The organism is Demequina salsinemoris, from assembly GCF_000974805.1.
GTDB lineage: Bacteria > Actinomycetota > Actinomycetes > Actinomycetales > Demequinaceae > Demequina > Demequina salsinemoris.
The window spans coordinates 23,284-42,366 of sequence record NZ_BBQZ01000008.1; the positions used below are offsets into that span (position 1 = coordinate 23,284).

The window sequence follows — 19,083 nt, forward strand, 5'->3', positions numbered from 1 at the left end:
GCCGTCACATCTCCTCGTGCGTGTCGGGGTCGCCGGCGAACAGGCGACCGTCGGCACGCGTCATCGAGTCGATCGCGGTCATCTCCGCATCGGCGAGCGTGAAGCCGAGCACGTCGAGGTTCGCGCGCTGACGCTCGGGCGTCGCGGACTTCGGCAGCGGGACGGACCCGTGCTGGACGTGCCAGCGCAGGACGACCTGCGCGGGTGTGACCCCATGGGCCGCGGCGGCCGCGGTCACGATCGCCTCATCGAACGGCGCCTGCCGCTTGCCCAACGGGCTCCACGCCTCGGTGACGATGCCGAGGCGGTCGTGCGCCTCCCGCAGCGCCTCCTGGTTGAACCACGGATGCATCTCGACCTGGTTCACGACGGGGGCGACCCCGCTGTCGGCGATGATCTCCTCGAGCAGCGCGGGCGTGAAGTTGCTGACGCCGATCGACCTGACCAGGCCCTTGTCCCTCGCCTCGACGAGAGCGCGCCATGCACCCAGGTACTTGCCTGTGATGGGGTTGGGCCAGTGGATCATCATCACGTCAATGCGTTCCACGCCCATGCGTGCCACCGACTCCTCGATCGAGGCGAGCGCGCGTGCCTGCTCGTGGTGGCGCCCCGGGAGCTTCGACTGCACGGTGACGTGATCCCGCGGCGTCCCCGACTCGGCGAGGAAGTCGCGCACCGCCTTGCCGACGATCCCCTCGTTCTCATAGTTCACCGCGGAGTCGACCAGCCGGTAGCCGGCCTCGAGCGCCGACCGGATCGCGCGGTAGCCGGCCTCGCCGACCAGAGGGTACGTGCCGAATCCCAGGGCAGGGATCTCGAAGCCGTCGGACAGGGTGCGGGTCGGGATGCTCATGCACCCCACGCTAGGCCACTGCTCCGACATGTCGGCAACGGCCTGGGGCGAGCGGTTCGGGAGCGGTTCGGGAAGATGGCTGCGGGAGGTCCCGACGAGGCCCGGCGCGCGTCGAGCGCGACGCCCGTCACGCATCGTCCGTATGCGCTCCCAGCCAGGAGATCACGTCCGCGATGACCTCCTCCTTGTTGACCTCGTTGAACAGCTCGTGCCGCGCGCCGGGGTAGACCTTCACCGTCACGTCCGTCAGCCCGGAGCGCTCGCGGTAGTCGCGCGCGAGGTGGTCGATGGACGATGCGCCGCCCAGCGGATCGTCATCGCCCACCATGATCAGGAGGGGGAGATCGCGGCCCAGGGCGCGCGCGGGCCGGCCGAGCAGACGCAGCGTGTCGCGGATCCCGAAGAGCTTGCGCAGCGGCTCGTCCGAGGTGAGCGGATCGGCCTTGAAGGCGTGGTGGACCGCCACGTCGCGGCTGAGCCACTCGACTCCCGTGTCGCCCAGGTGCTTGTGGCGCGCGTTGAGGCTGCCGCCGTTCATGTGGAGGACGGTGCGATGGGCGGTGCCCATGAGGATCGCGGCGTCGTAGTCGGCGGCGTGCTCGTTGAGGATCATCTGCGCCATGAGGGAACCCCACGAGTGACCCAGGAGGACGAGCGGCAGGTCGGGGTGCGCCGCGCGGATGACGCCGGTGAGCTGGTGGACCGCGGCCACCGCGGCGCGATGCCCTCCGGCTCCCAGGTGGCCCAGACGGCTCGCGTCGCCGCCATGCTGCTCCATGCCGGTCAGGCCGTGACCGCGATGGTCGTCGGCCCAGACCGTGTAGCCCGCCGCGGCGAGGGCGCGCCCCACATGCGCGTAACGACCCGAATGCTCGCCGACGCCGTGGAGCAGCTGGACGACGGCCCGCAGCCGCTCGGCCTCCCACACGCGCACGTGGATGGTGACGCCGTGGGCATCCGTGAAGGTGGTGTCGCTCGCGGCCGGTGCGTCGTCGCTCATGTCCGCACGATAGCGGGAGCGACGCGGGACGGGCGTCGCTCCCGCTACCGTGCGGCGGATCGAGGCTCAGGGGAGGAGGGCGGCCAGTGAACGAGGCGGGCCGGGCAGCGGCTTGGCCGGGGCGTGGCCCGAGCGGGGGTCCGTGGCGAGCGCTGGTGGCGAGCGCTCGCGCGGCGAGGCGGACGAGGGTTGGCGGGTCATGCTGCGATCAGGTCCAGGTCGTAGTCGGGCATCGCGTCGGTGTTCCCGATGCTCTCGGTCGTGGACTCGCTGAACGCGTTCGCGGCGGCGAAGCTCAGGCCCTGGTCCCATACGGCGACGTTCACGACGCGGGCATCGTCGGCGAGGTCGGGCCCGTCGTCCTCGGAGGGGTCGTCCGCCGGCGTCACGGCCGCGGCATCCACGTACCGCTCGCCCGTGGTCGCCGTGTCCGACGTGGTCGACGAGTCGGTGACGGCGGGGGTCGACGGCGCGGGGGCGGCGTCGGTGTCGGTCGCGCAGCCGGAGAGAAGAAGGGCTCCGACTGCGGCTGCCGCGATAGCGGTGAAGGTGCGCTGCGTTCTCATGGCTTCAGTTCACGCGCCGAGCCTCAGAGTGGGCTGGGAGCGACCTGCGAGGTCGCTCCGAGGTGCGGGTGGGGGTGCTCTGAGGTGTGGAGCGGACACTTTCTGACACGCGGCGCGGCCCGCGCGCGGCGTGTCCCGCGCGACACGCCGCTGCCGGGGCGCGGTTGTGTCAGAAAGTGCTCGCGGGGTGGGCGCGGAGCAGGCGTGGACCCGGCGCGGAGCAGGCGTGGACCCGGCGCGGATCCGATGGTTGGCACTCGGCGTAGTGTCGAAGGGTGACCACACGCGTGACAGTGCTGACCGGCGCCGGCGTCTCCACGGGCGCCGGCATTCCCGACTTCCGTGGCCCTCAGGGCGTCTGGACGCTGCGCCCCGACCGGGCGAGGCTGCTCGAGATCGACGTATTCGTGAACGACAGGGCCCTGCGTGAGGAGGGCTGGCGGGACTGGCGCGACCACCCCACGTGGCAGTCGCAGCCCACCGAGGCGCACCGTGCTCTGGCCAGGCTCGGCGAGGCGGGCGCCCTCGTCGCGCTGCTCACCCAGAATATCGATGGTCTCCACCAGGCCGGCGGCTCCCGGCCCGAGGACGTCGTCGAGCTCCACGGCGCGCTGCCGACCACCTCGTGCATGGGCTGCGGGGCGGGCCCGTTCCCGACTCCCGACATTCTCGCGCGGCTGGATGAGGAGCCCGATCCTCGCTGCCGCGAGTGCGGCGGCATCCTCAAGACGGACGTCGTCTACTTCGGGGAGGCGCTGCCGGAGCGCGCGCTCGACCGGGCGATCCAGGCGTCCAAGGAGTGCGACGTGTTCGTCGCGATCGGCACCACGCTGACCGTGTACCCGGTGGCCTCGCTGCCGGGCGTCGCCCTCGACTCCGGCGCGAGCCTGATCGTCGTCAACGCGGAGGCGACGTCGTACGACCGCTACGCGGACGAGGTCATCCGCGAGCCGATCGAGACGGCCGTGCCCGCGCTCGTGGAGCGCTGGATCGGGGCCTGACCGCTCCCGGGGGGACGTCGCGACGGTCGCCCGCGCGTGGTCTCCTCAGCTGTCGCGCCAGCGTCTGCGCAGGTCGCTGAGCGTCGGCACGTGGACGCCGTCGGCGGCCATCGCCGCGCGTGTCTCGCGACGGCTGCTGACGACGCCGATCACGCCGATGGCGTAGGGGATGAGGAGCGTCGTGAACGCCATCCGGTACTCGTCGAGCGTGTACGTGGTGGCGCCGGACGGGGAGGCGAGCTGGAGCGCGACGCCCACGATCAGGATCGCGATGATGCTCGCTGCGAAGCCGCCCATGTTGACGAAGCCGGTCGCGCTCCCCGCGCGCCGCTGGGCGGCGTACGAGCGCGCGAAGTCCATCCCGACCAGCGACATCGGGCCCCCCGACGAGATGACGACGACGAACAGCACCAGCTGCCACAGCGGTCGCGGGGTGCTCGGCACGAGGATCCCGATCCAGGCGAGCGCCGTCAGCGACGCTCCTCCGAGCACGAGCCAGGACCGGCGTAGCGGGTGCCTCGCGGTCAACGAGCCGATCAGCGGGCCGGCCGCGATGTTCGTGAGAACGGCGACGGTGAGCAGCATGCTCGCCTCGGCGGTGGTACGTCCCTCGCCCTGCGTGAAGAACGGCACGCCCCACAGCAGGGCGATCGTGTTGATGGAGAACGGGCCCAGGAAGTGCGACCAGAATCCGAGGCGGACGCCCGGCGTCCGCCAGTGGAGGCGGAGGGCCTCGCGGATCGAGAAAATGTCGGGCTCCTCGGTGGGCTTGCCGTGGCCGGGGCGCATCAGCGCCCACCAGACCCCGACCGCAGCGAGCACTCCGAGCACGGCGAGGCCCCCGAAGGTGCCGCTCCAGCCCGCGTGGTGCAGGGCGAAGGCGACGGGGATGGCGCTCGCGAGCTGTCCGGCCTGGCCGAGGATTCCCGTGGTCTGGACCATCACGGGCACGCGTTTGGGTGGGAAGTAGAGCCCGACGATCTTGGTGGCGGCGATGAAGATCGGCGCGTCGCCCATGCCGATCAGCAGGCGGGCCGCGAGCGCCCAGCCGAATCCGGGGGCGTACGCCATGAGGCCTTGACCGACCGCCATCACGAGGGAGCCCACCACCATGACCGGTGCCGGACCCCAGCGGTCGAGCAGCACTCCCGACGGCACCTGCATCGCGGCGTACGCCGCGATCTGGAGGACGGCGAGCATCGACAGCGCGGTGGCCTCGACCCCGAAACGGTCGGCGGCCTCGACGCCCGCGACTCCCAGCGCGGTGCGGTGGATGACCGCCACGAAGTAGGTGACAGCCGCGACCGCGAACACCATCCACGCGAGGCGTGAGGCGCGGGCTGGGCGGGTGTCGTCGGCGGTCATCGGGTTCCTCGGCTGTGGTGGGGGCGGGTGCGACCCGGCGGCGCTGGAGAGTCCCTCGCCAGGCTACGCCCGCCGACTTGGGACCCGGTGCCACGTGCGTGGGCCGGTGCGGCCCAACTGGACCGGGCGATCAGGTGCCGACCGCATCGTCCCTATCGACCGCATCGTCCACGTGCAGCGGCAGGCCGTCAGGCGTGGCGGACCGGGCCGACCTTCGTGATGTAGCAGCGTCCGCACAGCGACTCGTACTCGGCCTGCTGGCCGTCGATCGCGACCTGCGCGCCGTGGCTCACGAACTCGCCGTTGATGCGGCGGCCGTTGAAGACGGCCTTCGAGCCGCAGCGGCAGATGGTCTTGAGCTCCTCGATCGCGTGGGAGATCTCGAGCAGGCGCAGGGAGCCCGGGAACGAGTGGGTCATGAAGTCGCCGCGCAGGCCGTAGCAGAGGACGGGGACGCCTCGCATGACGGCGATCTCGTAGGCCTCGTCGACCTGCGAGGGCGTGAGGAACTGGGCCTCGTCGACGAAGATCGCGTCGATCTGGTCGAGGCTCTGGTGGGCCTCGAGCTTCTCGAGGAGCGACTCCTCGGCGCCGAGCAGCACGTCCACCTTGCGTTCTACGCCGATGCGGGACTGGACGGACTCGCCCGCCTTGGTGTCGATGCCGGGCTTCACGATGACGGGGTGCTGGTCGCGCTCCTCGTAGTTGTAGGCCGCGGTCAGCAGCAGCGCGGACTTGGACGAGTTCATCGCGCCGTAGCGGAAGTACAGCTTGGCCACCGGTCGGTCCTCCTTGGGTTCGGGGGTAATCGTAGCGGCGAGCGGCCGGAGCGATCGGAGAGCGCCGAGGGTCGAGGGGTACGATGTGGGAGCCCAGTTCCTTCGCACATTGGACCCGTGTCGCATGCCTTTGCCCAACCTGCTCATCGTCGGCGCCCAGAAGAGTGGCACGACATGGCTGCACCGGAGCCTCGGGAAGTCGAGCCACATCTTCGCGACGCAGAAGAAGGAGCTCAACTACTTCAACAAGTCCGACTTCGATGCGCCCGAGAAGCTGGCGGAGTACGCGACCAACTTCCCCGCGGAGCCGATCGACGGCGTCGCCTATTACATGGAGAGCACGCCGCACTACTTCAAGGTGCCCCCGATCGTCGCGAAGCGCCTGAAGACGATCCTGGGTGAGCCGACCCTCCTCGCGGTGCTCCGCAACCCGATCGAGCGCTACGAGTCCGCGTACACCCACCACATGCTCGCCGGCCGCTTCCCCTACACGCCGGAGATCGACGACCTGGTCGACGACCACAAGGAGTTCTCGCTCGGCAAGTACGGTGCGATCCTCGAGGCGTGGTGGAAGGTGCACCCTGACCTGAAGCCCTACATCTACGACGACCTGCTCGCCGACCCTGTCGGGTTCGTCGGCGGCGTGATGGACTTCCTCGAGCTCGAGAACGACATCGCTCCCAAGGATCTGGACTTCCGGACCAACGACAAGACCGTGAAGCTGCGCAGGAGCGACCACGAGTGGCAGGAGCTTCCGGTTCTCAGCGCGTCCCTGCGCGAGCGACTCGCCGAGGCGTACGCCGACGACGTCGCGCTGCTCGGCGAGCTCATGGACCGCGATCTGAGCCACTGGCTGAAGCCGAGCGCTTAGCCGCAGACTGCGGACGTCCCTGGTACGTGACGTTCCGCACAAGGGCTGGATCCGTCGGCTCCGCGTCCTTATCATCCGTGAGCATGACCCGTCGCGTGCCCGCCCTCGCTGTGGCGATCGCGATCGCGCTCAGCCTCCTCGTGACCGTCGCGCAGCCTGCGTCGGCCGCGTCCGCGCCCTGCGTCGCGCAGTACACCGTCCAGTCGGAATGGCCGGGCGGCTTCACCGCGCAGGTGCGGATCCGCAACACGTCCGGCAAGGCGCTGACCGCGTGGCGCGCGGCCTTCAGGTTCACGGATGGGCAGGCGATCTCCCAGGTCTGGAACGCGGACACCGTGCGGGCGTCGGGACGCGCCAAGGTCAGGAACGTCTCGTACAACTCTCATGTAGCCAAGGGTGCCTGGATCGACTTCGGCTTCAACGGCACCTGGTCTGGCAAGAACACCCGTCCTGTCGCATTCGCCCTCAACGGCGAGAAGTGCAAGGTCCGCGCCTGGACCGCGACCGTGTCCGGCGGCATCGCGACGCCCGGGGCCACTGCATCGTCCGGCTCGGAGGCGAGCACCTTGGCCGTCGGCGCGACGACGACGGTCGCGCAGTCCTCCACGAAGTTCTTCACGAGCGCCGACACCCAGGCCTACGCCGCGTACCAGAGCGCGAGCGGCAGCCAGAAGAGGCTGCTCGCGAAGATCGCTAGGACGCCGACGGCCCGGTGGATCGGCGACTGGTACTCGGCGTCGCAGGCCAAGGCCGAGACGCGGAAGTACACGAAGGCGGCGAAGAGGGCAGGGCGGACCGGGGTGCTCGTCATCTACGCGATCCCTGGACGCGACTGCGGCTCCTACTCAGCGGGAGGCCTCACGCCGAAGGCCTACAAGAGGTGGATCGACGCAGTCGCGAACGGCATCGTGGGCAAGCCGTGGATCATCCTTGAGCCCGACGCGATCGCGCAGATGGGGGACTGCTCCGGGCAGGGCGACCGCGCGGGACTGCTGCGCTACGCCGCGCGCGTGCTGACCAAGCACGGCGGGCGGGTCTACCTCGATGCTGGCCACTCGAACTGGAACTCGGTGTCCGTCACGGTGAGGCGGCTCAAGCAGGTCGGCTTCCGGTACGCCAAGGGTTTCGCGCTCAACACGTCGAACTACAACACCACGAAGGCCGAGAAGGCCTACGGCCAGGCGATCTCCACGAAGGTGGGGAACAGGCCGTTCGTGATCGACACCTCGCGCAACGGCAAGGGCTCGAACGGCCAGTGGTGCAACCCGTCCGGGCGCGGGCTCGGCGCGAGGCCGGGTCTCGTGAAGGACTCGTCGAACCTCAAGGCATTGCTGTGGATCAAGGCGCCGGGCGAGTCCGACGGGTCGTGCAACGGTGGCCCGTCGGCCGGGGTCTGGTGGCAGAAGGGGGCGCTCACGCTCGCGCGCAACGCGTCGTGGTGACACTCGTGGGACAGTTCGTGCCATGCTCCCCTCAGCGGGCAAGGGGGAGAGCATGGACGATGCGCGGTTCTGGGAGGTCGTCGGGTCCACCAGGCGGTGGGAGCGCGGGCACCTCGCGCACCTGACGCGCAGCATCGAGGCGCTCGGACCCGCGGGCGCCGTCGAGTTCTGGCACGAGGCGGTCGCGCGCGGCGACGAGCTCGTCGCGCTGCACTCGCTGACCGTGGAGTCAGTCGATCAGAACCCGATCTACTTCGCGGTCGACTCTGTGCTCGAGGGGCGCAAGGTCGCCGAGGCGTTGAGGTTGGGCGGGCCCCACGCGGTCGAGCGCTGGGGCGGGCGTGCCATCGATGTCGAGCAGCGTCTCGCCGCCTTCTACGAGCGCGTGGTGAAGGAGCCGTTCCCCTATCCCGCGTCGACCGCGCCGCCGCGGATCTGGGCGCAATCCTTCTACTCCATGGCGGGGCTGCCTCGCGACCTCGTCGCTGGCACCAATGCAGCGTTCGACGCGGTCAACGCGAGCCCCGAGATCGTCGCCGCGCTCGACGCGGCAGGCCGGCGCAACCTCGAGATGCTGGCGTCGATCTCGCATGACGCCGAGCGTGGGTGGCTCGTCGGAGCGCGCGAAGGTTCGTGGGTGAGGGTGCGGAACCGCCGGTGGGATCTGGGGGTGTCGTGCCAGTGGGACACCGAGGCGCTGAGAACAATGCGGTACGCCGACGGGCTGGCGCTCGTGTGCGAGGTCGTCGACACGCTCGCCGCAAAGCGTCGCGGCTTCCCGACGTCGATGGAGGTGGCGGGCCTGCGCACGCTCGTGGCGCGGGCTGGTGAGCATGAGGAGCTGCTCGGGCTCGTCGAGCTCTCTCCGGGACCCACCGGTCTCTCTCATCACGAGGCGCTCGACATGATGGACACGCTGGCCGAGCAGCTCGAGAGGAGGAACCGTGATCGCTGACGTGCTGTTCGACCTGGGGTTCGGCTCGCTCCTGGCCTGGTGGGGCGCCCGCGACGCCCGCGCGCGGATCCGGCGGCTTCGGGGCGAGGGGATCCTGGTCGGAGCCGTCCGGGGCGTGTACGCGGATCTGGGGAGGTTCGGCCGCGAGTGGCTGTCGAGCGACTGGCGCGTCTCGCCCGGCCGCGTCCGCACGGGATCGACGACGATCGAGGCGGACAGCGTCGACGCCGAGACCCGATCCGGCGAGACCGGCGACTTCATGCTGCCGCCGGGGATGGACACGATCGTGCTGACGGTCCGCGGCCCCGGGCCGCTCGTGGAGATCGCGATGCCAAGCGAGTCCGAGGCGTGGTTCCGTGAGGCCGTGGCCCGGCGTGAGGCCGAGCCGGTCTGAGCGAGTGTGCCCCGTGGGGTGGGTCGACGTGCCGCTCCGTGGGCTTTCGCCAGTCGTCAACTTCCGGTAATCCGCGCGTGACACGACCGGGCTAGCCTGCGGGCATGAAAGCCATCATCGTCGGGGCCGGAATCGGTGGAACCAGCGCAGGGATCGCGCTGAAGCGACTGGGGCACGAGGTCGTGATCTACGACCGGATGCGCGAGAACAAGCCCGTCGGAGCGGCGCTGTCGCTGTGGTCGAACGGCGTCAAGGTCCTCAACTGGCTCGGCCTTGCCGATGAGGTTGCGGCGCTCGGCGGGCGCATGGACGACATGGCATACATCGATGGGAGCACGGGCGAGCCGCTGTGCCGCTTCTCGCTCGACCCGGTGACGCGGCAGACCGGGCAGCGACCGTACCCCGTCGCCCGCGCCGATCTGCAGGCGCTGCTGATGGAGACGTTCGGGCTCGACGGCATCCACCTGCAGACGCAGCTCGTCGGCATCGAGGACGACGGCGAGAAGGTGACCGCGATCTTCGCCGACGGGTCGACCGACACCGGCGATCTGCTGATCGGGGCCGACGGGGCGCGTTCGATCACGCGCGACTACGTCGCCGCGGCGCGCGGGGTGGAGCCCATCGTGCGCGCGTACGCGGGGTACACGAACTTCAACGGGCTGATCGCGGTCGACGAGACCATCGGCCCTGCGAACCAGTGGACGACCTATGTCGCCGAGGGCAAGCGCGCCGCCGTGATGCCGGTGGCCGACGGCCGCTTCTACTTCTGGTTCGACGTGCCCCAGCCTGAGGGGCTGCCCTACGACAGGGCCGACGGCAAGGCGCCCCTCGTCGAGGCGTTCGGCGCGTGGGAGGCGCCGGGAGTCAAGGCCCTGCTCGAGGCGATCGATCCGGCCGTCTCCCTCAACCGCGTGGAGATCTGGGACATCGACCCGTTCCACACGTGGGTCTCGGGACGCGTCGCGATCCTTGGGGATGCCGCGCACAACACCGCGCCGGACATCGGCCAGGGCGCGTGCTCCGCGCTCGAGGACGCGTTCGCCCTCGGGATCGCGGTGGCCACCAACTCCCTCGGAGTTGAGGACACGCTGCGCCGGTACGAGAGGATCCGTACCGAGCGGGCGGGCGACCTCGTGGTGCGCGCGCGCAAGCGCGGCGAAGAGACCCACGCCTATGACGTCGAGGCGACCGAGGCCTGGTACGCGTCGCTGCGCGGCAACGACGGCGCCGGCATCATCCGAGGCATCGTCGGCAACATCGAAGGCAGCCCCATCAACCTCGGCGCCGGCATCCTCTGACGCCCGCCTCCCCCGCCGAGCCTTCCTCACCGCCGCCGCTCCTGCGTGTCTGCTTGCGTAAGCGGCGGGATGGGCTCACGTGCGAGTGCCCCGCCCGGGGGGACGGGGCACTCGCACGCAGGACCGGTCGGTGGAGTCAGCCCTCCTTGGGGGTGCCTTCGTCCTTGATCTCCGGGGCGCCGACCAGCGCGCCGGCGCCATCCGGGTGGGTCAGGGCCGCCGCAGCGGGACCGCGCACGGCATCGTGGGCGCTGATCTCCGGGTCGTCCTCCCGCTGATGCGAGTTGAGCAACAGGTTGAGCAGGATGGCGGCGATGGCGCCTGCGCTGATGCCCGAGTCGAAGATCTGCCGGAACCAGATCGGGAACTGGTCGTAGATGGTCGGCGCCACGGTCGGCAGCAGCGCGATCCCCACCGCGACCGCGACCACCAGGACGTTGCGGTTGTCGAACTTGACCTTGGTGAGCGTGCGGATGCCGGAGGCGGCAACCATGCCGAAGAGCGCGATCCCCGCGCCGCCGAGCACCGCCCGTGGCACGCCCTCGACGACCGCGGCGACCTTGGGGATCAGACCCAGCACCACGAGCATCCCTCCGGCCATGGTCGCCACGTAGCGCGAGCGCACCCCGGTGAGCGACACCAGGCCGACGTTCTGGGCGAACGCGGTGTAGGGGAACGTGTTGAAGATGCCGCCGAGCACCGTGCCCAGACCATCGGCGCGCAGGCCGTCGGCGAGCTGCCTGCGGCCGACCGGCTTCTCCACGATCTCGCCGACGGCGATCATGTCGCCGGTCGTCTCGGTCATGATGACGATGCCGACGATGAGCATCGACACCACGGCCGCCACGGAGAAGGTCGGCGCGCCGAAGTGGAAGGGCGTCACCACGGCGAACCACCCCGCGTCGGCCACGCCCGACCAGTCGACCATGCCGGGCACCAGCAGTGACGCGATGGTCCCGAGGACCAGACCCATCAGCACCGAGACGCGCTGCAGCGCCGGCGGACCGAACCTCTCGATCAGGATGATGATCAGCAGGGTGGCGGCCGCGTACAGCACGTTGATCGGGGATGCACCGTCCTCGTTGCCGTCGACGATCCACCCCGCCGCGACGCGCATCAGCGACAGCCCGATGATGAGGATGACCGTTCCGGTCACGATCGGCGGGAAGAAGCGCAGCAGCTGCGAGAAGAAGGGCGCGATCAGCACCATGAACAGTCCGCACGCGATGGTCGCGCCGAACACCGCCTGGATTCCGGAGGTCTGACCGATCGTGATCAGCGGCGCCACCGCGGCGAACGTCACGCCTTGCATGAGCGGCAGCCGCACCCCGAAGCGCCAGAACCCTGTCGACTGGACGATCGTGGCGATACCGGCGACGAACAGGTCGGCGCTGATGAGGAACGCCAGGTCCTCCGCGCCGTAGCCCAGGGCACCGCCCACGATGAGCGGCACCGCGATCGCGCCCGCGTACATCGCGAGAACGTGCTGCAGTCCGAGCGGGAACAGGCGCGTCAGCGGCGGAACCGTATCGACCGTGTTCGCGCTCGCACGCGCCTTGCGCGCCGCCTTCTTCTCGAGCTTCTCGTCGATGTCCGTCTGTGTCATGGGCACTCCCGGGGATAGAGAGGGCGCGGCCGAGGAGTCGCGCCCTGTTGCCGATTGGGTCTCACTCTAGGTCTGCGACTTGCCTGGTATCCAGGGTTGTGACGAGAATTCCGCTGGATTTCACCGCCACGCAATCTGCCCGCAACACGAGCCGCGATTCGCCCCGAGTCGGACCCCAGCGTCGCCCTTGCTGTCGCCCTCGACACAGCACCCGCGAAGCGCCTTGAGTTCCTGCGCGGGCCGCCAGAATCCGGGCGCCTCGTCGGCATCCCTGGGTGGGGGCGCGGCTCGACCGACAGCCACGTACCGCTGGCGCGTGCGGGTCGCCCACAAGCGACCAAGGACCACCCGATCCGCGAGTCGTGCGCGATGAGTGGGCCCCGTCGGGCTCGAACCGACGACCTACGGATTAAAAGTCCGCTGCTCTACCAACTGAGCTAGAGGCCCGCCTGCCATGGTATCGGCGCTCGGCGAACACGTTGTGCCTGCAGATGCGCCGGGGCGCATCCGGGGCTTCCAGGGAAGGACGGCGCCCGAGGGAGGGAGCAGTCATGACGGATCTGAGGCACAAGGATCAGGACCGGCCGATCGCGCTCGACTACGCGGCCTCGCACCGCCCGGCAGATGGATAGGGACAGGGGCGACGTGACTACCGCACGAGCCCGAGCGCGTCGAGCGTCCGCCAGGCCATCTTCTGGGTGACCTCGCGCGGCGACAGTGCCATGCCCACCGCCTTGCTCAGGCCGATGCCGCGCGCCCTGGCGACGAACGCGTCGTCCACGCGCCCCGTCTCCCTGTCGTAGGCGGCGAGGACCGCGTCGACCCCGGCTGCGGGCATGAGCGAGTGCGTGAAGCCGACGTCCACCGCCGGGTCGCACATCGCCATCGAGCCCCAGTCGAAGATGCCGCCGAACGCGCCCTCGTGGCTGAGCACATTCGCGCCGTGCAGGTCGGCGTGCGACCACACCCACTCTGTGTTGGGCGGGGCGGCGAGCGCCGCTTCCCACAGCGTCATCGCCGCGTCCAGATCGATGCGCTCCCCGTGCGGGCCGCCGTCGTGGTGCGCGCGCAGCACGCGCTCGAGCGTCTTCTCGCCGCGGTCGGCCATGGGGATCGACTGCTCGATGTTGAAGGGCGCGTCGCCCGGCGCCTCGACGTGCACCTGGGCGAGCGCGCGGCCCACGTCGGCGCCCGCATCGGCCAGCAGCGGCACCTCGTCGGCAGTGTCCCCGGGGATCCACGTGATCACCGCCCACGGCCACGGGTACCCGTGGCCTGGCTGGCCGTGCGCCGTGAACTCGGGCGATGGGAAGCCCCATGCGCGGCTCAGCTGCGGGACCCAGTGCATCTCCGTCTGGAGGAAGGTGACCGCAGCCTCGGTGCGCGGCAGGCGCGCGGCGAGCCCATCGCCGAGGCGGAACATCGCGCAGTCCCAGCCGTCGAAGCGCGGCCCCAGCTCAAGTGCCCCATACCCCGGGTGCTGGTCCTGCAGCAGCCTCGCGACGGTCTCGTGCGAGATCGACGGATGCGCCGGGGGTGGGACGGTGTCGAAGCTCACCGTTCAAGTCTCCCGCGCAGGGGCGAGCCGTCGCCACTGGGCTAGAGGGAACAGCGCGAGCGCGATCGCGACGCCGGCGACTATGATCGTCCCGCACACGACAGCGACCGGGCCGTAGCCGTCCGTCGTCTCGAGGAAGGGGTACGGCACCCAGCCGCCGGCCGCGCCGCGAACGAGCGCCGCTGCGAGCCACAGCGCCGGGTAGGCCAGCACCGTCGGCGCGAGCCGCCAGGGCAGCCGCTCGCACGGTCCCTCGATCAGCCAGTCGGCCAGCATGAACGCGGTGGTGAAGCCATGGCAGACGAGATTCGTCCACCCCCAGGCGTCGTCGCCGACCAGGCCGACCAGCATCGTCCAGTAGACCGTCGACACGATCACCATGTACGTGGACGATGCGGCGCGCGCGAGCTCGAGCCAGCGTGGGCGCGGTCTCCCGGTCCGGGGGATCGAGACGGCGATCACGACCATCGCGACGATGTTCGACTGGATCGTGAAGTAGCCGAAGTACTTCGATGGCTCGAGCGTCCCGTCCATCGCCATCGTGATCACCGGCTCCACGAGGGCCACGAGGATCAGCACTGCGGCGGCGAGGCGCGCGGCGATCCAGGTGGTTCTCATCCGACCGACGCTAGCAGCGGGCGGAGGCACGGGGTGACGGTCTGGCCTGGCGGGGAGGCGGCGCGGTCCGGCGCGGCGGTCAGGCGGAGACTGTGTCGAGGTCGGAGTCGGGGTCCGCGTCCGTGAGGCTCTCCCGCGAGCCCATGCGCCACCGCGCGATCTGGACCAGGCCCGCCCCGATGAGGAGCACGACCGCGAGCATCGCGACGCAGGTCGCGAGCACGGACGCGTAGCCGCGCGAGGGATCCAGGAACGGGTACGGCACCCAGCCGTCCGTCGCGCCCCTGATCAGCGCGACCACCGCGTACAGCGCCGGATATGCGACCAGGGTCCAGGTCTTGCGCCAGGTCATCGGCGTGCGAGGCGGGTCCATCACCCAGTCCGCGAGCAGGATCGCCGCCGCGATGCCGTGCAGGATCGCGTTCGACCAGGCCTCCGGCAGCGCGAAGCCGGCGTCAGCGAGCATCGTCCAGTAGATCCCCACGACCAGCAGCACGTAGGTCGTGGCGGCGGCGCGCGCGCACTCGAAGCAGTTGGCCCGAGGTTCGCTCCGGCGGACGCCCGACACCAGCAGCGTCACCATCCCGAGCGCGTTGGCCTGGATCGTGAAGTAGCTGAACAGGTTCACCAGGGTGGGCTCGCCTGCCTGGATCACGGACAGCGTCGTAGCGGCGAGCGCCGCGAAGATCGTCACCGCACCCGCCAGCTGAACCCGCGACCAGATGCCCTGCATGTCGCCGACGCTAGCAGCGGCGACACGGCCCGGTCGTGGGACCTTGAGCCGTGTGCTTCCGTAGGCTGACCACGTGAAGTTGGGCAACCTTCTCGAACTGGGCGCGTGGACGACGCCGCCCGCCGCCGTCGACCTGGACGGCGGCACCATGGTGGTCTCCGCGAGGCACGGATCCGACGCGTGGCGCACCACGTCCTACGGCTTCGTGCACGACGACGCGCACGCCCTGCTCGTGCCGATGGAGGCCCGCCAGGCGGCCGAGGTCACCTTCGTCCTCGACTACGCCGAGCAGTTCGACCAGGCCGGGATCATGGTGCGCGCCGACTCCCGCAGCTGGATCAAGTGCGGGGTCGAGGTCTCCGACGGCGTCCCTCAGGTGGGCGCGGTCGTGACGCGAGGGGTGTCGGACTGGTCGGTCGCGCCGGTGCCCGAGTGGGTGGGCCGGTCGGTGACCATCCGTGCCTCGCGAGATGGGGACGCGGTCACCGTGCGCGCGCGGGCGGACTCCGAGGCGTGGCGGCTCGTCCGGGTGGCGCCCCTCGCTCCCGAGCTCGAGGTCGGCGTCGGCCCGTACTGCTGCGCGCCGTCGCGCGACGGGCTGCGCGTGACCTTCACCGACTTCACGCTCGGGGAGCCGGACGCCGCGCTGCACTGAGCCTGGCTGCTTCGGCGCATGTCACCTGTAGGCCTCTCACGCCTGCTTCTCGGCGGCCGATGTCACCTGTAGGCAACTCACGCCTGCTCCCCCTAGAGCCCAGAGAGCAGCAGCGCCGCGAACGCCACGGCGCCCGCAGCCATCGTCACGCCCGACGACCGCCGCCAGAGTGCGACGCCAACGGCGACGAGCGCGGCCAGGTGCCACGCGCCGAAGCCGCGCCACGCGCCCTCGTCGAGCAGCAGCGAGTTCGCGACGATAGCGGCCATCGCCGCCGGACCGACAAGGTGCAGCGCCTTCTCGACCCGCGGAGGGATGTAGCGCTCGCGGCCGAAGATCACGATGCCGCTGATGCGGATCAGGTACGTGCCGATCGCGGCGGCCGTGAAGACCAGGAAGGTCGTGAGCGTGCTCATTCGCCGGCCCCCGCATCGTGCGCGAGGCCGTCGTCCGGGACCCGACCGTCCGAGGCCGCGGTACCTGACGCATCGTCCCTGGACCGCGACGGCACGAACGAGCCGACCGCGATGCCCGCGAGCGCGCCAGCGAGGACGTTGAGCCCCCACGGCAGGTCCTTCGCGAGCACGACCACGAGCGTCGAGACCGCCACGGCGACCACGCCGGGAGCGTCGTGGAGGCCGGGCACCAGGACCGCGAGGAACATGAGCGGGACGATGAAGCCGATCTGCCACGCATCGGGGATCACGGGGCCGAGCACGATGCCCGCGACCGAGCCCATGACCCAGACGATCACGAACGGCAGCGCGCCGCCGACGATGAACCAGCGACGGCGCACCGGGTCCGGGTAGCGGTCCGCGTGCTCGAGCGAGATGACCGCGGCCTGATCGGTCATGAGGTGCGCGAGGCCGAGCTTCCAGCGGCGCGGGAACGACGCGAAGACCGGCGCGAGAGCCGCCGAGTACAGCGCGAAGCGCGCATTGATGACGAGCGCGGTGAGGACCGCGATCACGGCGGGGGCGTTGGAGCGCACGGCCTCGACGATCGCGATCTGGCTCGCGCCCGCGACGACCGAGACCGAGGCGTACGAGCCCACCCACGGGTCGATCCCCGCGACGCGGATCAGCGCGCCGAACGCCATCCCGAACAGGACCGACCCTGGCATGAGCGGCGCGATCGCCTTGAGGCCGGCCCACGCGTCGGACCGCTGCTGGGGTGCGATGCCCAGGACGGTGCGGCGGGCTGGGGATGGCGGCGTCACCGTGTCAGTGTGGCACGCGGGGTCGGTGCCGCCCGGCGCCGAGTGGTGCCCGCACGCGACGCCGGCCCACCCGGACCCGGGGTGGTCAGGCGGGGGTGCCCGCCGCGGTCTGAGCCTCCGCCGCCTTGCGCGCGGCGCGCTCGGCCTCACGCTCGGCGCGCAGGGCCTCGTAGGCGGGGAGGACGCTCTCGTCGTCCCACGCGCACGCGAGCTCGTCCTTGTCGCCGAACCGCTCAAGGTGGCTCTGCGCGACGAACATGAGGGTGAACAGCTCGTCCTGGGTCGGCGCGGTGAGCGAGAACTCGAGCGCAGTGCCTGTCGCGGTGAGGGTCGCGACCGCCTCGCCCCTGCGGATCGTGCCGGTGCCCGCCTCGGCGTCGAACATCGCGTCGATCTTGCGGCTCAGGTGGGAGCACAGCTGCTTGCCGTAGCGGGCGGCGCGGTCGGTCGCGGCGCGGCCGGTGATGGTTGAGGTCATGGGGGACTCCTCGGTGGGGCGGTGCCTGGGGACGGCGGTGCCGCGACGCGGCGGCACCGATTTACGGTACACGGGAGTTGCGAAAGGGTGAACCCCTGGCGAGGGGTGCATGAGCGTCCTGCAGGTGACATCAGCGCCCTCGAAGGGTGCATGAGCGTCCTGCAGGTGACGTCGCGGCGTGTGAGGCGCGTCACGGTCGGCCGGATCCGGGAACAAAGCCTGCGACCCAAGCGTCCTCTTGCCGGAACCGCTCGGCTTGAGCCGCGTGGGCGATGCAGAACGTCGCGGCCATACCGGACCCCCGTCACCCCCCCCTGAGGGGATCCGGCTTCCCGCACCGATGGCAGCCCGCGTCGCAGCACTCGCGCGCGCCGCACCCCCCCCTCAGCCGGTGGGCTCGGCCGGGCGGTCTCCCTTTCCCTCCGGAGTCCCGTGGTTCACGTGACGATGCCGGAGCGACGATGCTGGGAGGGACGATGCGGTCGCCAGGACGATGCGGTCGCCAGGACGATGCGGGCGCCAGGACGATGCGGGGAAGCCTGGGGAGACGTCGGGCGTTGACGTCGTCACGCGTACGCTTGATCCCGGAAGGAGCGATACGTGACCTCACGCAAGATCGTCAAGACCGACGCCGAATGGCGCGCCCAGCTCAGCGACATCGAGTTCCAAGTGCTCCGCGAGGCGGCCACCGAGCGCCCCTGGACGGGGGAGCTGCTCGAGGAGAAGCGCTCGGGCACCTTCACGTGCCGCGCGTGCGGCGCGGAGCTGTTCCGCTCGGACACCAAGTTCGACTCGCACTGCGGTTGGCCCTCGTTCTTCGACCCGCAGGACTCCGAGGCCGTGACGCTTCACGAGGACCTCAGCCACGGCATGGTCCGCACCGAGGTGCGCTGCGCCGCATGCGAGTCCCACCTGGGCCATGTGTTCCCCGACGCCCCGCAGACCCCCACCGGCGATCGCTACTGCATCAACTCGGTCAGCCTCGGCTTCACCGAGGACGCGGCGACGTCCGCCCCGACCCCCGCCGAGTTCGGCGCCTCGGACGGAGACCTGTAGGTGGCCGAGCCGCGCTTCCGCCGTCCCGCCATGCTCGACATGGAGGAGGCCGAGCAGATCGAGGGGGACATCGATCCCGCCGATCGGGCCCTCATCGCTCACGAGACCGCGCACGCGATGGTCTCGCAGGCGCGCGCGTCGCAGGACCCCGCGCTCGTCGACCGGCTGATCCGGCTCGTTGACGAGGAGGGCATCGACACGGTCGCGATGCTCTGGTCCAAGGCGGAGGCGCACACGCTGCCCGGCTCGCTGTGGCGGCTGTACATGATCCGCGAGTGGGTCAAGAACGACGGTGCGGCGGTCGCGAGGTCGTACCACCACGGCGTCCAGGCCGCGCACGTGCGGCACGCGATCGCCGGCGTCGAGGACCCGCCCGGGCCTGAGGAGGTCCAGCGCCTCGCCGACGCGATCCTCTCGGGCGTCTACGCGGGCGACCTCGCGGTCGCGCTCGAGCGGGCCGGAGCGTTCTGCCGCGTGGTCGCCACGGGCGTCGCGTTCGAGGCGGAGTCCGACGAGGGCCACGCCGACGCCCGCGCCCACAAGACGACGATGCGCGCCGCGCAGCTCCTGCGCACCGGCGAGGACCTCGAGACCAACGCGCGCATGTGGCGCGAGGAGCGTCTCGACTGAATCGGC

The 19,083-nt window shown here is 70.6% G+C and carries 22 protein-coding genes and 1 tRNA gene; 9 read left to right on the forward strand and 14 right to left on the reverse strand.

The features are described 5' to 3' along the window. Positions 1-4: 4 nt before the first annotated feature. From AOP78_RS13410 to AOP78_RS13420, 3 genes are all read right to left on the reverse strand, one after another. A complete protein-coding gene (locus AOP78_RS13410) occupies positions 5-853 on the reverse strand; it encodes an aldo/keto reductase (RefSeq protein ID WP_062205796.1) in 849 nt (282 codons plus the stop codon). Between the two features lie 127 nt (positions 854-980). Further along, positions 981-1,853 (reverse strand): alpha/beta fold hydrolase, encoded by an 873-nt coding sequence (locus AOP78_RS13415; protein WP_062205799.1) that lies wholly within the window; start codon positions 1,851-1,853, stop codon positions 981-983. 197 nt (positions 1,854-2,050) lie between these two features. Next, entirely contained in the window at positions 2,051-2,419 is a 369-nt protein-coding gene (locus AOP78_RS13420) for a hypothetical protein (RefSeq protein ID WP_062205802.1), read from the reverse strand. 287 nt (positions 2,420-2,706) lie between these two features. Here AOP78_RS13420 and AOP78_RS13425 point away from each other — a divergent pair, with 287 nt between their 5' ends. Continuing rightward, positions 2,707-3,420 (forward strand): SIR2 family NAD-dependent protein deacylase, encoded by a 714-nt coding sequence (locus tag AOP78_RS13425; RefSeq protein ID WP_083980186.1) that lies wholly within the window; start codon positions 2,707-2,709, stop codon positions 3,418-3,420. Between the two features lie 45 nt (positions 3,421-3,465). On the opposite strand, the gene AOP78_RS13430 is transcribed toward AOP78_RS13425, so the two are convergent. Both AOP78_RS13430 and AOP78_RS13435 read right to left on the reverse strand, forming a co-directional pair. Continuing rightward, positions 3,466-4,785, reverse strand: a complete 1,320-nt coding sequence (locus AOP78_RS13430; RefSeq protein WP_062205808.1) for an MFS transporter — start codon at positions 4,783-4,785, stop codon at positions 3,466-3,468. Between the two features lie 188 nt (positions 4,786-4,973). Next, positions 4,974-5,564, reverse strand: a complete 591-nt coding sequence (locus AOP78_RS13435) for a thymidine kinase (protein ID WP_062205811.1) — start codon at positions 5,562-5,564, stop codon at positions 4,974-4,976. Between the two features lie 124 nt (positions 5,565-5,688). On the opposite strand from AOP78_RS13435, the gene AOP78_RS13440 reads away from it, so the two are divergent. The 5 genes from AOP78_RS13440 to hpxO all read left to right on the forward strand — a co-directional run bounded on the left by AOP78_RS13440 (position 5,689) and on the right by hpxO (position 10,524). Then, positions 5,689-6,435 (forward strand): sulfotransferase family protein, encoded by a 747-nt coding sequence (locus AOP78_RS13440; RefSeq protein WP_083980188.1) that lies wholly within the window; start codon positions 5,689-5,691, stop codon positions 6,433-6,435. A gap of 83 nt (positions 6,436-6,518) precedes the next feature. After that, entirely contained in the window at positions 6,519-7,877 is a 1,359-nt protein-coding gene (locus tag AOP78_RS13445; RefSeq protein WP_062205816.1) for a glycoside hydrolase family 6 protein, read from the forward strand. Between the two features lie 22 nt (positions 7,878-7,899). Next, entirely contained in the window at positions 7,900-8,832 is a 933-nt protein-coding gene (locus AOP78_RS13450; protein ID WP_152659560.1) for a hypothetical protein, read from the forward strand. Beyond that, complete coding sequence (locus AOP78_RS13455) at positions 8,822-9,226, forward strand: hypothetical protein (protein WP_062205821.1); 405 nt, start codon at positions 8,822-8,824, stop codon at positions 9,224-9,226. Before AOP78_RS13450 ends, AOP78_RS13455 begins: the two co-directional genes overlap by 11 nt. 104 nt (positions 9,227-9,330) lie before the next feature. Next, positions 9,331-10,524 (forward strand): FAD-dependent urate hydroxylase HpxO, encoded by a 1,194-nt coding sequence (gene hpxO, locus AOP78_RS13460; RefSeq protein WP_062205827.1) that lies wholly within the window; start codon positions 9,331-9,333, stop codon positions 10,522-10,524. Positions 10,525-10,660: 136 nt separating this feature from the next. On the opposite strand, the gene AOP78_RS13465 is transcribed toward hpxO, so the two are convergent. The 5 genes from AOP78_RS13465 to AOP78_RS13485 form a co-directional block, all read right to left on the reverse strand. Further along, positions 10,661-12,130, reverse strand: coding sequence for a nucleobase:cation symporter-2 family protein (locus AOP78_RS13465; RefSeq protein ID WP_083980190.1), 1,470 nt, complete (start codon positions 12,128-12,130; stop codon positions 10,661-10,663). 374 nt (positions 12,131-12,504) lie between these two features. Continuing rightward, a tRNA-Lys gene (locus AOP78_RS13470) sits at positions 12,505-12,577 on the reverse strand. Between the two features lie 202 nt (positions 12,578-12,779). Next, positions 12,780-13,688 carry a phosphotransferase gene (locus AOP78_RS13475; RefSeq protein ID WP_062205828.1) on the reverse strand — a complete coding sequence of 303 codons (909 nt, stop codon included), beginning with the start codon at positions 13,686-13,688 and terminating at the stop codon, positions 12,780-12,782. Positions 13,689-13,691: 3 nt separating this feature from the next. Next, positions 13,692-14,306: a Pr6Pr family membrane protein gene (locus AOP78_RS13480; RefSeq protein WP_062205829.1), complete on the reverse strand. Its 615-nt coding sequence runs from the start codon at positions 14,304-14,306 to the stop codon at positions 13,692-13,694. 79 nt (positions 14,307-14,385) lie between these two features. Further along, a complete protein-coding gene (locus AOP78_RS13485; protein ID WP_062205832.1) occupies positions 14,386-15,039 on the reverse strand; it encodes a Pr6Pr family membrane protein in 654 nt (217 codons plus the stop codon). 73 nt (positions 15,040-15,112) lie between these two features. Here AOP78_RS13485 and AOP78_RS13490 point away from each other — a divergent pair, with 73 nt between their 5' ends. After that, the gene (locus AOP78_RS13490; RefSeq protein ID WP_062205834.1) at positions 15,113-15,694 is read left to right on the forward strand and encodes a DUF1349 domain-containing protein; all 582 of its coding nucleotides are present in this window, start codon (positions 15,113-15,115) and stop codon (positions 15,692-15,694) included. Positions 15,695-15,786: 92 nt separating this feature from the next. Here the strand turns inward: AOP78_RS13490 and AOP78_RS13495 are convergent, their stop codons facing one another. From AOP78_RS13495 to AOP78_RS15095, 4 genes are all read right to left on the reverse strand, one after another. Further along, complete coding sequence (locus AOP78_RS13495) at positions 15,787-16,110, reverse strand: AzlD domain-containing protein (RefSeq protein WP_062205835.1); 324 nt, start codon at positions 16,108-16,110, stop codon at positions 15,787-15,789. Further along, entirely contained in the window at positions 16,107-16,913 is an 807-nt protein-coding gene (locus tag AOP78_RS13500) for an AzlC family ABC transporter permease (protein WP_062205837.1), read from the reverse strand. The genes AOP78_RS13495 and AOP78_RS13500 overlap by 4 nt, the downstream gene beginning before the upstream one ends. An 85-nt stretch (positions 16,914-16,998) precedes the next feature. Beyond that, positions 16,999-17,391 carry a DUF2218 domain-containing protein gene (locus AOP78_RS13505; RefSeq protein ID WP_062205839.1) on the reverse strand — a complete coding sequence of 131 codons (393 nt, stop codon included), beginning with the start codon at positions 17,389-17,391 and terminating at the stop codon, positions 16,999-17,001. A 384-nt stretch (positions 17,392-17,775) separates the two neighbouring features. Next, complete coding sequence (locus AOP78_RS15095) at positions 17,776-17,961, reverse strand: hypothetical protein (protein ID WP_152659561.1); 186 nt, start codon at positions 17,959-17,961, stop codon at positions 17,776-17,778. Between the two features lie 30 nt (positions 17,962-17,991). On the opposite strand from AOP78_RS15095, the gene msrB reads away from it, so the two are divergent. Both msrB and AOP78_RS13515 read left to right on the forward strand, forming a co-directional pair. Beyond that, entirely contained in the window at positions 17,992-18,447 is a 456-nt protein-coding gene (gene msrB / locus AOP78_RS13510; protein ID WP_062205844.1) for a peptide-methionine (R)-S-oxide reductase MsrB, read from the forward strand. After that, complete coding sequence (locus tag AOP78_RS13515; RefSeq protein ID WP_236685390.1) at positions 18,448-19,077, forward strand: hypothetical protein; 630 nt, start codon at positions 18,448-18,450, stop codon at positions 19,075-19,077. It abuts the gene before it with no gap. The last annotated feature ends 6 nt before the right edge of the window (positions 19,078-19,083 follow it).

What these genes read in the sequence shown, in the direction of transcription:
- AOP78_RS13410 (WP_062205796.1), bottom strand. Translation starts at nt 853, where the DNA reads ATGAGCATCCCGACCCGCACCCTGTCCGACGGCTTCGAGATCCCTGCC.
- AOP78_RS13415 (WP_062205799.1), bottom strand. Translation starts at nt 1,853, where the DNA reads ATGAGCGACGACGCACCGGCCGCGAGCGACACCACCTTCACGGATGCC.
- AOP78_RS13420 (WP_062205802.1), bottom strand. Translation starts at nt 2,419, where the DNA reads ATGAGAACGCAGCGCACCTTCACCGCTATCGCGGCAGCCGCAGTCGGA.
- AOP78_RS13430 (WP_062205808.1), bottom strand. Translation starts at nt 4,785, where the DNA reads ATGACCGCCGACGACACCCGCCCAGCCCGCGCCTCACGCCTCGCGTGG.
- AOP78_RS13440 (WP_083980188.1), top strand. Translation starts at nt 5,689, where the DNA reads ATGCCTTTGCCCAACCTGCTCATCGTCGGCGCCCAGAAGAGTGGCACG.
- AOP78_RS13445 (WP_062205816.1), top strand. Translation starts at nt 6,519, where the DNA reads ATGACCCGTCGCGTGCCCGCCCTCGCTGTGGCGATCGCGATCGCGCTC.
- AOP78_RS13450 (WP_152659560.1), top strand. Translation starts at nt 7,900, where the DNA reads ATGCTCCCCTCAGCGGGCAAGGGGGAGAGCATGGACGATGCGCGGTTC.
- hpxO (WP_062205827.1), top strand. Translation starts at nt 9,331, where the DNA reads ATGAAAGCCATCATCGTCGGGGCCGGAATCGGTGGAACCAGCGCAGGG.
- AOP78_RS13465 (WP_083980190.1), bottom strand. Translation starts at nt 12,130, where the DNA reads ATGACACAGACGGACATCGACGAGAAGCTCGAGAAGAAGGCGGCGCGC.
- AOP78_RS13480 (WP_062205829.1), bottom strand. Translation starts at nt 14,306, where the DNA reads ATGAGAACCACCTGGATCGCCGCGCGCCTCGCCGCCGCAGTGCTGATC.
- AOP78_RS13485 (WP_062205832.1), bottom strand. Translation starts at nt 15,039, where the DNA reads ATGCAGGGCATCTGGTCGCGGGTTCAGCTGGCGGGTGCGGTGACGATC.
- AOP78_RS13495 (WP_062205835.1), bottom strand. Translation starts at nt 16,110, where the DNA reads ATGAGCACGCTCACGACCTTCCTGGTCTTCACGGCCGCCGCGATCGGC.
- AOP78_RS13505 (WP_062205839.1), bottom strand. Translation starts at nt 17,391, where the DNA reads ATGACCTCAACCATCACCGGCCGCGCCGCGACCGACCGCGCCGCCCGC.